General features: G+C 57.7%; 10 protein-coding genes and 1 pseudogene. 8 read left to right on the top strand and 3 right to left on the bottom strand.

What is annotated here, in order from left to right; translation table 11 throughout:
* Position 1: 1 nt before the first annotated feature.
* The gene (gene prlC, locus ACZ6J2_RS16930; protein ID WP_214538959.1) at positions 2-2,044 is read right to left on the bottom strand and encodes an oligopeptidase A; all 2,043 of its coding nucleotides are present in this window, start codon (positions 2,042-2,044) and stop codon (positions 2-4) included.
* Between the two features lie 214 nt (positions 2,045-2,258).
* Here prlC and ACZ6J2_RS16925 point away from each other — a divergent pair, with 214 nt between their 5' ends.
* From ACZ6J2_RS16925 to ACZ6J2_RS16915, 3 genes are all read left to right on the top strand, one after another.
* On the top strand, positions 2,259-3,101 hold the full coding sequence (locus ACZ6J2_RS16925) for a 23S rRNA (adenine(2030)-N(6))-methyltransferase RlmJ (protein WP_023333753.1): 843 nt from the start codon (positions 2,259-2,261) through the stop codon (positions 3,099-3,101).
* A 71-nt stretch (positions 3,102-3,172) separates the two neighbouring features.
* Positions 3,173-4,525: a glutathione-disulfide reductase gene (gene gorA / locus ACZ6J2_RS16920; protein WP_471726270.1), complete on the top strand. Its 1,353-nt coding sequence runs from the start codon at positions 3,173-3,175 to the stop codon at positions 4,523-4,525.
* 181 nt (positions 4,526-4,706) lie between these two features.
* Positions 4,707-6,356: an alpha,alpha-trehalase gene (locus ACZ6J2_RS16915; protein WP_033146864.1), complete on the top strand. Its 1,650-nt coding sequence runs from the start codon at positions 4,707-4,709 to the stop codon at positions 6,354-6,356.
* Positions 6,357-6,415: 59 nt separating this feature from the next.
* On the opposite strand, the gene ACZ6J2_RS16910 is transcribed toward ACZ6J2_RS16915, so the two are convergent.
* Entirely contained in the window at positions 6,416-8,005 is a 1,590-nt protein-coding gene (locus ACZ6J2_RS16910; RefSeq protein ID WP_032662140.1) for an STY4199 family HEPN domain-containing protein, read from the bottom strand.
* Between the two features lie 148 nt (positions 8,006-8,153).
* Here ACZ6J2_RS16910 and ACZ6J2_RS16905 point away from each other — a divergent pair, with 148 nt between their 5' ends.
* Both ACZ6J2_RS16905 and ACZ6J2_RS16900 read left to right on the top strand, forming a co-directional pair.
* On the top strand, positions 8,154-8,693 hold the full coding sequence (locus tag ACZ6J2_RS16905) for a GNAT family N-acetyltransferase (protein ID WP_069303398.1): 540 nt from the start codon (positions 8,154-8,156) through the stop codon (positions 8,691-8,693).
* Between the two features lie 71 nt (positions 8,694-8,764).
* Positions 8,765-8,863 (top strand): annotated as a pseudogene (locus tag ACZ6J2_RS16900) (lysozyme); the annotation flags it as partial.
* A gap of 97 nt (positions 8,864-8,960) precedes the next feature.
* Here ACZ6J2_RS16900 and ACZ6J2_RS16895 read toward each other — a convergent pair.
* Positions 8,961-9,719 (bottom strand): SDR family NAD(P)-dependent oxidoreductase, encoded by a 759-nt coding sequence (locus tag ACZ6J2_RS16895; protein ID WP_033146866.1) that lies wholly within the window; start codon positions 9,717-9,719, stop codon positions 8,961-8,963.
* A gap of 119 nt (positions 9,720-9,838) precedes the next feature.
* Here ACZ6J2_RS16895 and ACZ6J2_RS16890 point away from each other — a divergent pair, with 119 nt between their 5' ends.
* The 3 genes from ACZ6J2_RS16890 to ACZ6J2_RS16880 all read left to right on the top strand — a co-directional run bounded on the left by ACZ6J2_RS16890 (position 9,839) and on the right by ACZ6J2_RS16880 (position 13,399).
* The gene (locus tag ACZ6J2_RS16890; RefSeq protein WP_048976957.1) at positions 9,839-10,738 is read left to right on the top strand and encodes a LysR family transcriptional regulator; all 900 of its coding nucleotides are present in this window, start codon (positions 9,839-9,841) and stop codon (positions 10,736-10,738) included.
* A 52-nt stretch (positions 10,739-10,790) separates the two neighbouring features.
* Positions 10,791-11,816 (top strand): inner membrane protein YhjD, encoded by a 1,026-nt coding sequence (yhjD, locus tag ACZ6J2_RS16885; protein ID WP_471726267.1) that lies wholly within the window; start codon positions 10,791-10,793, stop codon positions 11,814-11,816.
* Positions 11,817-12,076: 260 nt separating this feature from the next.
* Positions 12,077-13,399, top strand: coding sequence for an MFS transporter (locus ACZ6J2_RS16880; protein WP_023309582.1), 1,323 nt, complete (start codon positions 12,077-12,079; stop codon positions 13,397-13,399).
* Positions 13,400-13,427 lie beyond the last annotated feature (28 nt).

The raw sequence follows: 13,427 nt of genomic DNA, 5'->3' as shown, positions 1-13,427 counted from the left end.
ATCAGCCTTTGATCCCGTAATGCTCAAGCATCGCGTCCAGCTGCGGCTCGCGGCCGCGGAAGCGTTTGAACAGCACCATTGGCTCTTCAGACCCGCCGCGGGTCAGGATGTTATCGAGGAACGACTGGCCGGTTTCGCGGTTGAAGATCCCCTCTTCTTCGAAGCGGGAGAAGGCATCTGCCGCCAGCACGTCGGCCCACAGGTAGCTGTAGTAGCCCGCCGCGTAGCCGCCGGCGAAGATATGGCTGAAGGCATGCGGGAAGCGGCCCCAGGTTGGCCCTGGAATAACGGCAACCTGCTTTTTAATCTCGGCCAGGGTCTCAAGGATTTTCGCACCCTGCTCCGGGCTAAACTCGGCGTGCAGGCGGAAATCGAACAGGCCGAACTCCAGCTGGCGCAGAATGAACATCGCCGCCTGGTAGTTTTTCGCCGCCAGCATTTTGTCCAGCAGCGCTTTCGGCAGCGGTTCGCCGGTCTCGTAGTGACCGGAGATAAACGCCAGCGCGTCCGGCTCCCAGCACCAGTTTTCCATAAACTGGCTTGGCAGCTCGACCGCATCCCACGGCACGCCGCTGATACCGGCTACGCCTGCGGTTTCGATACGGGTCAGCATGTGATGCAGACCGTGACCGAACTCGTGGAAAAGGGTGATCACTTCGTCGTGGGTGAACAGCGCCGGTTTGCCGCTTACCGGACGGTTGAAGTTACAGGTCAGGTAGGCGACCGGTTTTTGCAGGGAACCGTCGGCTTTACGCATCTGGCCTACGCAGTCGTCCATCCACGCCCCGCCGCGCTTGTTCTCACGCGCGTAGAGATCGAGGTAGAAGCTGCCGCGCAGCTCGTTTTTCTCGTCATACAGCTCGAAGAAGCGCACGTCCGGATGCCAGACGTCGATGTCGGTACGCTCTTTGGCGGTGATGCCATAGATGCGTTTTACCACTTCGAACAGGCCGTTAACGGCTTTATTTTCCGGGAAGTACGGACGCAGCTGCTCGTCGCTGATGCTGTAGAGGTGCTGCTTCTGTTTTTCGCTGTAGTACGCGATATCCCACGGCTGCAGCTCGTCCACGCCGAACTCGGCTTTCGCGAAGGCACGCAGCTGGGCCAGCTCTTTCTCACCCTGCGGACGGGCGCGTTTCGCCAGATCGGTCAGGAAGTCGAGCACCTGCTGCGGGTTCTCCGCCATTTTGGTGGCGAGGGATTTATCGGCGTAGTTTTCGAAGCCCAGCAGCTGCGCCAGCTCGTGACGCAGGGCGAGGATTTCCGCCATCACAGGGCTGTTGTCCCACTTACCGGCATTCGGCCCCTGATCGGAGGCGCGGGTGCTGTACGCGCGGTACATCTCTTCGCGCAGGGCCTGGTTGTCGCAGTAGGTCATCACCGGCAGATAGCTCGGGATATCCAGCGTCAACAGGAAGCCTTCCTGCTCTTTCGCTTCAGCCTGGGCTTTTGCCGCCGCCAGCGCGCTTTCCGGCATACCGGCCAGCTCAGCTTCGTCGGTAATCAGCTTCGTCCAGCCCATGGTGGCGTCGAGCACGTTGTTGCTGTACTGGTTGCCCAACTCGGACAGACGCGCGGCGATTTCGCCGTAGCGGGTCTGCTTCTCTTTTGGCAGGCCAATCCCGGACAGCTCAAAATCACGCAGGGCGTTATCGACCGATTTTTTCTGCGCCGTGCTCAGTTCGGCATAGTGGTCGCCGTCGCGCAGGTCGCGGTAGGCTTTGTAGAGCCCTTCGTGCTGCCCGACCCAGGTGCTGTACTCAGAGAGCAGCGGCAGGGTCTGTTCGTAGGCTTCGCGCAGTTCCGGGCTGTTTTTTACCGAGTTCAGGTGGCTCACCGGGGAGAAGATACGCCCCAGCACGTCGTCCACTTCGGCCAGCGGCTGACACAGATTTTCCCAGGTGTACGGCGCGCCCTGCGCTACCACGCTTTCTACCGCCGCGCGGCAGTTGTCCAGCGATTGCGTAACGGCTGGAACCACATGCTCAGGGAGGATTTTAGAAAACGGCGGCAACGAAAAAGGCGTCAGTAATGGATTGGTCATAAACGCTGTCCTGTTGAAATAGGTGAATGAAGCGCGCATCCGGCGCTGTGCATATGGGATCTAGAATGGGGTTAAGTGTAGAGGATTTCAATGCCGGACGTTGCGCTTTCGCGGCGGTGGAAACTTTTCTGTATACTGTGGCGATACGCTCTATTTTTGCCCGATGGCGTTACGCTTATCGGGCCTACGTTTACTACCTGGAACACATTCATCCATGCTCAGTTATCGCCACAGCTTCCACGCAGGCAACCACGCCGACGTCCTTAAACACACCGTTCAGAGCCTGATCATCGAATCGCTCAAAGAGAAAGAGAAGCCGTTTCTCTATCTGGACACGCACGCGGGCGCGGGCCGTTATCAGCTGAGCGGCGAGCATGCCGAGCGTACCGGTGAATATCTGGAAGGGATTGCCCGCATCTGGCAGCAGGACGACCTGCCTGCCGAGCTGGAGCCTTACATCGGCGTGGTGAATCACTTCAACCGCAACGGCCAGCTGCGCTACTACCCTGGTTCACCGCTGATTGCACGCCAGCTGCTGCGCGAGCAGGACAGCCTCCAGTTGACCGAGCTGCATCCGAGCGATTTCCCGCTGCTGCGTTCTGAATTCCAGAAAGACAGCCGCGCCCGCGTGGAAAAATCCGACGGCTACCAGCAGCTGAAAGCCAAGCTGCCGCCGGTTTCCCGTCGCGGCCTGGTGCTGATCGACCCGCCGTACGAAATCAAAACCGACTATCAGGCGGTGGTAACCGGCATCCACGAAGGCTACAAACGCTTCGCCACCGGGACATATGCCCTGTGGTACCCGGTGGTGTTGCGCGCGCAAATCAAACGCATGATCAAAGACCTGGAAGCAACCGGCATCCGCAAGATCCTGCAGATCGAGCTGGCGGTACGCCCTGACAGCGATCAGCGCGGCATGACCGCCTCCGGGATGATTGTGATCAACCCGCCGTGGAAGCTCGAAGCGCAGATGAACAACGTGCTGCCGTGGCTGCATAAAACGCTGGTGCCCGCCGGTACGGGCCACGCCACCGTCAGTTGGATCGTGCCGGAGTAATCGCAGTCATCGGTGGAAACTATTGATTTCAGGTATACAATCGCGGCAATTCACGATTAAGGACAAAAGCAATGACTAAGCATTATGACTACATCGCAATCGGCGGCGGCAGCGGCGGCATCGCCTCCATCAACCGTGCGGCCATGTACGGCCAGAAGTGCGCGCTGATTGAAGCCAAAGCGCTGGGCGGCACCTGCGTGAACGTGGGTTGTGTACCGAAGAAAGTGATGTGGCATGCGGCGCAGATCCGTGAAGCTATCCATATGTATGGCCCGGACTACGGCTTTGACACCACCATCAACCGCTTCGACTGGGACAAACTGATCGCCAGCCGTACCGCCTACATCGACCGTATTCACACCTCGTACGACAACGTGCTGGGTAAAAATAACGTCGATGTTATCCACGGTTTCGCCCGCTTTGTGGACGCGAAAACGATCGAAGTGAACGGCGAGACGATCACCGCCGATCACATCCTGATCGCCACCGGCGGTCGTCCGAGCCACCCGAACATCCCGGGCGTGGAATACGGCATCGACTCCGACGGTTTCTTCGAGCTGCCTGCCCTGCCAAAACGCGTTGCCGTTGTTGGCGCGGGCTATATCGCGGTGGAACTGGCTGGCGTGATTAACGGCCTGGGCGCGGAAGCGCACCTGTTCGTACGTAAACACGCGCCGCTGCGCAGCTTTGACCCGCTGATTGTCGATACGCTGGTTGAAGTGATGAACACCGAAGGCCCGACCCTGCACACCAACGCCGTGCCAAAAGCGGTGGTGAAAAACGCGGATGGTAGCCTGACGCTTGAGCTGGAAGATGGCCGCAGCCAGACCGTCGATTGCCTGATCTGGGCGATTGGCCGTGAACCTGCGAACGATAACTTCAACCTGGGCGTGACGGGCGTGAAAACCGACGAAAAAGGCTATATCGTCGTCGATAAATTCCAGAACACCAGCGTACCGGGCATTTATGCGGTCGGCGATAACACCGGCGCGGTTGAGCTGACGCCGGTCGCCGTTGCGGCGGGTCGTCGTCTCTCCGAGCGCCTGTTCAACAACAAGCCGGAAGAGCATCTGGACTACAGCAACATCCCGACCGTGGTCTTCAGCCACCCGCCAATCGGCACCGTCGGCTTAACCGAGCCGCAGGCGCGCGAACAGTACGGCGACGACCAGGTGAAAGTGTATAAATCGGCGTTTACCGCCATGTACACCGCCGTCACCTCTCACCGTCAGCCGTGCCGCATGAAGCTGGTCTGCGTGGGCCCGGAAGAGAAGATTGTCGGCATCCACGGCATCGGCTTCGGTATGGACGAGATCCTGCAGGGCTTCGCCGTGGCGCTGAAGATGGGCGCAACCAAGAAAGACTTCGACAACACCGTGGCAATCCACCCGACGGCCGCGGAAGAGTTTGTGACCATGCGTTAATCCTGATGCCCCTCTCCGGAGGGGCATTTTTTTAACATTCATAAATCGTTGCAAAACGAATGCTCCGAAAATAGTGATCTACCGCACATATCCCTCCCCATCTACCGAAGCGAATGTCTACGCTTATAAGACGCCCGGATAAACCTGTCTTTTGAACACACAACCGGAGGTCCCTATCACCATGTTCAACCAGAAACTACAGGCTACCGAGAACATCGAGTTCGAGATTGCAGAAGAGCTGCGCTACGAGACCGATCCCTGCGAGTTGAAACTGGATGAAATGATTGAGGCGGAGCCGGAACCCGAAATGATCGAGGGGCTACCGGCCTCCGATGCGTTGACGCCCGCAGACCGCTATCTTGAACTGTTCGAGCATGTGCAGTCGACGCGGCTGTTTGCGGACAGTAAAACCTTTCCCGACTGCGCGCCGAAGATGGATCCGCTGGATATCCTGATCCGCTACCGCAAGGTCAGACGCCACCGGGATTTCGACCTGCGCCAGTTTGTGGAGAACCACTTCTGGATGCCGGAAACGTACGGCACAGAATATGTCTCCGACCCGGGACTCTCCCTGAAAGAGCATATTGATAACCTGTGGCCGGTGCTGACGCGCGAGCCGCAGGATCACATTCCCTGGTCCTCCCTGCTGGCCCTGCCGCAAGCCTATATCGTCCCCGGCGGGCGATTCAGCGAGACCTACTACTGGGATTCCTATTTCTCCATGCTGGGGCTGGCGGAGAGCGGCCGTAACGATCTGCTCAAATGTATGGCGGACAACTTCGCCTGGCTGATTGAACGCTACGGGCATATCCCCAACGGCAACCGCACCTATTACCTCAGCCGCTCGCAGCCGCCGGTCTTTGCCCTGATGGTGGAGCTGTTCGAGGAGGACGGCGTGCGCGGTGCGAAACGCTATCTGGACCACCTCAAAATGGAGTACGCCTTCTGGATGGACGGCGCGGAGTCGCTGCTGCTTAACCAGGCTTACCGCAGCGCCGTGCGCATGCCGGACGGTTCACTGCTCAACCGCTACTGGGATGACCGCGATACCCCGCGCGACGAATCGTGGATCGAGGACGTGGAAACTGCCCGCCACTCGGGTCGTCCGCCCAATGAGGTGTATCGCGACCTGCGCGCGGGGGCGGCGTCCGGCTGGGATTACTCGTCCCGCTGGCTGCGCGATCCGTCGCGGCTCGCCAGCATCCGCACGACGCAGTTTATCCCCATCGATCTGAACGCCTTCCTGTTCAAGCTGGAAAGCGCTATCGCCAACATCTCCGCGTCGAAAGGGGATAAAGAGACGGCAGAGGCGTTCCGCCAGAAAGCCAACGATCGCCGCGCGGCGGTGAACCGCTATCTGTGGGACGAGGAGAGCGGCTGCTACCGCGATTACGACTGGCGACGCGAAGAGCTGGCGCTGTTTTCTGCCGCCAGCATTGTGCCGCTGTATGTTGGAATGGCGACGCACGAGCAGGCAGAACGTTTGTCGGATGCGGTCAAGGCGCGTCTGCTGACGCCGGGCGGAATTCTGGCGACCGAGTACGAAACCGGCGAGCAGTGGGATAAACCCAACGGCTGGGCGCCGCTGCAGTGGATGGCGATTCAGGGGTTCAAGCAGTACGGCAACGACTCGCTGGGCGATGAGATCGCCTGGAGCTGGCTGCATACGGTGAACCATTTTTATAAGACGCATCACAAGCTGATTGAGAAGTACCACATCGCCAGCAGCACGCCGCGCGAAGGCGGCGGGGGTGAGTATCCGCTGCAGGACGGTTTCGGCTGGACGAACGGCGTGGTGCGACGGCTGATTGGGTTGTATGGGGAGCCTTAAACGGGGTGCGGTCTGGTGCCCTCACCCCGCCCCTCTCCCACAGGGAGAGGGAGAACGACTTAGCGAATCACTTCATAAATGGCAGTCTGAATGGACTGCCATTTTTTCGTGGTGGCATCCGGCTGCGACTGCGCGCGGCGTGTGGCCATGTCGAGATCGTGCTGTTGGCGTTTCACCACGGCAGGCACGGTGCAGAAAGCTTTGAGATACTCTTTACGAACCGAGGTCAGAGACTCGCCGTTCGACATGGCGTGGCTGAGCGTGTTGATGAAGCGACGGCACGGCTTCTCTTCCACCATGTTCTGGCGGTAGCGTAGCATCAGCTCCAGCACATCGTCATAGCCTGCCGACATCGCCTCTTCGGTCCAGGACAGCTTCCAGTCCATACCGCCCTGCAAAAATAGCAGGGTCACGCGGGTATCGTTGCGGTTAATGGCCGAGCGGAAATTATTCTCGTCCCAGGTGACCCCCATGCGCGTGAGCGTTTCGCGCGAAGAAGGCGTCTCGCGCATTTCCTGCGGAGGGGCCGCTTCAGCCGCGCTGGCGGTTGCAGGCTGCGGTTTGCTGCTGGTCACCAGCCAGAAGCCCCCCGCCACGATAGCAATCACCATGACGCCAACCGCCCCCCATAGCGCACCGGAAATGAGCTGCTCGCGTTGTTCAGGGGTACGCGGCGCGCGCTGGGTCGGCTTTTCAATAGTGTCACGGACTTCAAACAGATCCCCACCGGTGACCCGATCCATTTTCTGCGCCTTTTCCCAGAAGGTATGCAATTCGCTGGCATCTACCGCCATGAATCCGGCCGGATTGACGCGCGTTCTCCCCTCTTCAAACGCGCGCTGAACGGGCCGCGCGATCTGCGCGTAGTAGTTATCCAGCAGCTGGATTTGCGCCGAGCTTAGCGTTTTCTGAACGGTGATGCTGTTGCGGATTTGCCGAATGTCATCGAGGAAGGTTTGCAGCGTTTTGCGCGGTTCAACCAGCAGCGTCAGCATGGACGGGTCGCTGAACAGCGAAGCGTAATAGCGGCTGAACTCTTTTTTATCCACCAGCATCTGCGCCAGTTCGCTGAACATCATGCCGCTCAGGACATCGTTGATCTCGCCAAGCTTCAGCCAGCGCCGCACGCGGTCAGCGTTAAACAGGGTCTTAAGATGGTTGTTCAGCCGCACCTGATCGGGCCAGGCCTGCTGGATGAGTCCTTTAATCATCAGCTCAATCGCGCGTACCTGCTTGTGCGCCTGCTGCTGCTGGAGTTCGCTTCCCGGTGCCAGGTCGGTGCTGTAGGTCAACAGCGGCTGCTGCAGGCGAAGATGTTCCAGCGCGGTCACAAACCGCATCGCCGCAATAAGCTGGTTTTCACTCACATCCTGTCCGCTTTCATACTGCGGAACGCGCTGCTGCAGCAGGCGCAGCTGGAGCGTAAATTCCGACATCTCGGCATCATTGAGGTTGAGTTTTTTCGCAACGGCTCCCCAGCCGCCCAGAGCTAATCGCGCGCTGTCGAGTTGTTCCAGAAACCAGCGTGGATCTTTTCCCTCAGAAGCATGTACATTCAGAAGGAGTAAAATTTCCACCGACGCATGGCGAATGACCGCCAGACAGTGTTCAAACTGTTCGCGAATATGATGTGATGTGCTGAGAGTCATTGTTTTCCTTAAGCGACAACGAAGACATCCGGAATGGGCACGAAACGCCCTTTATTCTTTTTATTTATACGCGGTTAACCATACCTGACTTTCTGTTGAAATAAAGTGACAACCCTAAAATGATTTAAAATGTTTCAGGAGAATCTGAATGCCGGTTTTAATTACCTCTCGCCTGACCTGTTCGCCCCTGCAGGAACAAGACTGGCCCTTTTTTCTGGCGCTACAGCAGCACCCGGACGTGATGCGCTTTGTGGCGGAAGGCCGCCCCGTCGCGGCGATCCGCGAGGCGTTTGATTCGCGCCTGACCCCATGGGCACCGGGCAGCGCGCACTGGCTTTGTCTCGTCGTACGTGACACCGCCTCACAGGCCCCGCTGGGCGTTACCGGGTATATTCATCGGGAGGAAGACTGCGCCGAAGTGGGCTTCCTTTTCGCACCCGAGGCGCAGGGGAAAGGTTACGGCTTTGAATCCCTGAAAGCGCTTTGCGATTACGCTTTTGATCAGGGCGGTATACGGCGACTCACCGCCACCGTCACCGCGGGAAATGTTGCGTCAAGACGCCTGCTGGAAAAAGCCCGCTTTCGTCTGGAAGGTGAATTACGCGAGAGCTATTACCTTGCGGGGCGCTGGCAAAATGACTGGCTATTTGGTTTATTACAGCAGGAATACCTGAATAATAATTCCTGACCAACCGCTTTTTAGCAGATATTTCCCGGACGTCGTTTCCTCTTCAGTGTCGCTATTAAGAAGAAACGAATATCAAACGTCATTCGCTGAAAATATTTTCTTCCGCCATTGCGTTAATAAAAAAACATCCGGGTCTTTCTCTTGAGAAATATCGTGATGAAAAGGGGTTATCGGCTATGGCTGCCTGCGTTCTTTATCGCTGTCAGTATGCAGACACATCCATACGAAGGGTTTCATTAAGGGGCTCCTTCCCCTTAAGCCCGTGCATCACAGGAACATACCGCCTGATACTTCAATACGTTGCGCGTTCATCCAGCCCAATTTATCGCTGAGCAGTGCCGCAATGGCATCGCCAATATCGTCCGGCAGCCCCACCCGTCCCAGCGCCGTCTGCGAGGCCAGAAGCTGATTCAGCTCCGCGTTGTCGCGCACGCGTCCGCCGCCAAAGTCAGTTTCTATCGCGCCCGGCGCAATAATATTGACGGAAATTCCGCGCGCGCCCAGCTCTTTCGCCTGATAACGCGTCAGCACTTCCATCGCTCCCTTCATGGCCGCGTAGGTCCCGGAGCCCGGCTGGGTAAAACGGGCCAGCCCGCTGGAGACGTTGAGTATACGCCCCCCGTCGTTAAGCAGCGGCAGCAGGCGCTGGGTCAGGAAGAAAGGTCCTTTGAAATGAATGTTCAGCGCTTCATCAAACTGCGCTTCCGTCGTGTCGGCATAGGGCGCATATAAACCCGTTCCGGCATTGTTCAATAAATAGTCAAAGGTTTCGCGCTGCCAGACGGTCTTAAGGGTTTCCTGAAGCTGTCGGGCAAAATGATCAAAACCCGTGATATCCCCGACGTTGAGCTGTAATGCCGCTGCGTTGACGCCTTTTTCCTGAATTTCATGCACAACATCCAGCGCTTCCTGCTGGCTACGGTTGTATGTCAGGACAATTCCCGTTCCGTCTGCCGCCAGCTTTAACGCAGCGTTTTTACCCAGACCACGGCTACCACCCGTCACTAATGCGATACGTTCACTCATCATAAACCTCGTTTTGGCTGTTAAGGAGATTGAGAAAGAGCTTATTAGGTGATAGAAAATCAATAAAGATGGGTTAAAACGCTTCACTGTTTCATCAGAAACAACAATGAGCTTCCTCTATGGATAAAATTCACGCAATGCAGTTGTTCGTCCGCGTCGCGGAACTGGAGAGTTTTTCCCGCGCGGCCGAAACATTAACCCTGCCGAAAGGCAGCGTCTCGCGGCAAATTCAGGCTCTGGAAAACCGGCTTGGCACCCAGCTATTGCACCGCACCACGCGCCGCGTCAGCCTGACGCAGGACGGCATGGTCTATTACGAACGGGCAAAAGATCTGCTGGCAAACCTTGATGAACTCGACGGTATGTTTCAGCACGACCCCTCCAGCATCAGCGGTCGGCTCCGCGTGGATATGCCCGTCGGCGTTGCTCGAAATTTAGTCATCCCCAAACTGCCTGCTTTTCTGCAGCACTATCCGGGCATTGAACTCGAGCTCAGCAGCAGCGATCGTCTGGTGGATGTGATCCGCGAAGGGTTTGATTGCGTGGTGCGCGTCGGCACATTGAAGGATTCAGGGCTGATTGCCCGTCCGCTGGGCAAGCTGTCGGTGATTAACTGCGCCAGCCCGGATTATCTGGCGCGATTTGGCTATCCGGAAACCCTGGACGATTTAGGCTCGCACGCCGTGATCCACTACGCCGCGATGCTGGGAACCCGCCCGCAGGGCTTTGAGTTTTATAATGGCAGTACGACGCAGTGGATAAAAACGGGCGGGGTGTTAACCGTCAACAGCACGGAAACTTACCAGGCTGCCTGTCTCGCCGGGCTGGGCATTATTCAGGTTCCGCGGGTTGGGGTGCGCGATTTACTGCGCGCGAAGAAACTGATTGAGATCCTCCCGCAATACCGGGCCGAACCGATGCCTGTCTCCCTGATTTACCCCCACCGCCGCAACCTCTCCCGCCGGGTCCATCTGTTCATGGAGTGGCTTACCGAACTCACAAAAGCTTACGTGGACTAGCCGCAGGCTATAATTCAAAAACACATCCAGCTCAACGAAAAGGAAAATGCGCGTGACGCCGGAAAACAACCCGCAACGACCCACCCAACATTTAGAGTATGAGCCCGTCAAAAAGATGGAAACCGGGCCCGAAGAGGCCAAAACGCCGGGCTCCGCCAGCAAAGCGCTGGGGACCGTCACCGGCATCGCCGCGAGAATTCAGCAGTTTCCCATGGTTGCGCATCTGATACGCGCCACAGAACGGTTTAATGACCGCATGGGGAACCAGTTTGGTGCCGCCATCACCTATTTTTCCTTCCTGTCGATGATACCCATCCTGATGGTGTCGTTTGCCGCAGCCGGCTTTGTGCTCGCGTCGCACCCGACGCTGCTGCAGGATATCTTCAGTAAAATCCTGAATAACGTCAGTGACCCGACCCTTGCCAGCACGCTCAAAAGCACCATCAATACCGCCGTTCAGCAGCGTACCACCGTCGGCATCGTCGGTTTGCTGATTGCCCTTTACTCCGGCGTTAACTGGATGGGCAACCTGCGCGAGGCCATCCGCGCCCAGTCGCGCGACGTCTGGGAACGTAAGCCGCAGGACCAGGAGAAAATCTGGGTGAAGTATCTCCGCGATTTTGTTTCGCTGATTGGCCTGCTCGTCGCGCTGATCGTGACGCTTTCCATTACCTCCGTGGCGGGCTCGGCGCAGCAGATGATCATCTCCGCGCTCTATCTTAATTACATCGAATGGCTGAAGCCCGCCTGGCGCGGCATTGGGCTGGCCATTTCCATCTTCGCCAACTACCTGCTGTTCTTCTGGATCTTCTGGCGCTTGCCCCGCCATCGTCCGCGCAAGAAGGCGCTGATCCGCGGCACGTTGATTGCGGCGATCGGCTTTGAGGTGATCAAAATCGTGATGACCTACACGCTGCCGTCGCTGGTCAAATCCCCTTCTGGCGCGGCGTTTGGCTCGGTGCTGGGACTGATGGCCTTCTTCTACTTTTTCGCGCGTCTGACCCTGTTCTGCGCGGCATGGATTGCCACCGCCGAGTACAAAGGCGACACGCGAATGCCCGGTAAAACGCACCGCTAGCCCCGCTCTCGGGCTGAAACTTCAGCCCGATTCATCATTTCAGCATATAAATCCAGTCCGTAACTTTTATTTAACCGAAAACCAGTTTAATTGACTGATATTTAAAATCTGTGAAGCATTTCATAGACGTGTTTTCGCTGGCCTGAAAATTATCCGCTTTTTGTTGCTTTTATCACCAGCGCGCGGCTTTGTTACAGATTGAAATGTCGCTTTTGCTGTGCGTAATATGGCCTTTCGTTCGACAAAAATAAGAAAATATTATGCAAGCAACAGCCACCACACTCGACTCAGGAACGGAAAACGTTCCGGTAAACTCGCGCAATAAAGTTGTCGTCGCCTCGCTGATTGGCACCGCCATTGAGTTCTTCGACTTTTATATTTATGCCACCGCCGCGGTCATCGTCTTCCCGCATATTTTCTTCCCGCAGGGCGATCCGACGGCGGCCACGCTGCAGTCTCTGGCCACCTTTGCCATCGCGTTTGTTGCGCGTCCGATTGGCTCTGCGCTGTTTGGACACTTTGGCGATCGCATTGGCCGCAAAGTCACCCTGGTGGCCTCGCTGCTGACGATGGGCATCTCTACCGTGGCCATCGGTCTGCTGCCGACCTATGAAACCATCGGCATTCTGGCGCCGGTCCTGCTGGCGCTGGCGCGTTTCGGTCAGGGTCTGGGGCTGGGCGGTGAATGGGGCGGCGCGGCGCTGCTGGCCACCGAGAACGCCCCGGCGCGCAAGCGCGCGCTGTACGGTTCATTCCCGCAGCTGGGCGCGCCGATTGGCTTCTTCTTTGCCAACGGGACGTTCCTGCTGCTCTCCTGGCTGCTGACGGATGAACAGTTCATGAGCTGGGGCTGGCGTCTCCCGTTTATCTTCTCAGCCGTGCTGGTGCTGATTGGCCTGTATGTGCGTGTTTCGCTGCATGAGACTCCTGTGTTTGCGAAAGTGGCCGCAGCGAACAAGCAGGTGAAAGTGCCGCTGGGTACGCTGCTGACCAAACACGTCCGCGTGACCGTGCTGGGCACGTTCATCATGCTGGCAACCTATACGCTGTTCTACATCATGACCGTCTACTCCATGACGTTCAGTACCGCCGCCGCGCCGGTTGGCCTGGGCCTGCCGCGTAACGAAGTGCTGTGGATGCTGATGATGGCGGTGATCGGGTTTGGTGTGATGGTACCGATTGCGGGCCTGCTGGCGGATAAATTCGGTCGTCGTGCGAGCATGATTACGATCACCACGCTGATTATTCTGTTCGCGCTGTTCGTCTTCCCACCGCTGCTGGGTTCAGGTAGCCCGGCGCTGGTGATGGCCTATCTGCTGATTGGCCTGAGCCTGATGGGGCTGACCTTCGGCCCGATGGGCGCGCTGCTGCCTGAGCTGTTCCCGACGGAAGTGCGTTATACCGGCGCGTCGTTCTCCTACAACGTTGCCTCTATTCTGGGCGCGTCCGTTGCGCCGTATATCGCCACCTGGCTGCAGGCGAACTATGGTCTGTTCTATGTGGGTGTCTATCTGGCGGCCATGGCGGCGCTGACGCTGATTGCGCTGCTGCTGACGCACGAGACGAAGCACCAGGCTCTGTAATTCACTGCGGTCCGATGCCCTCACCCCG

Source organism: Enterobacter sp. E14S (genome assembly GCF_055666685.1).
Note: the sequence above shows the minus strand (reverse complement) of the source record. Positions and strands in the feature narration are given on the sequence as shown.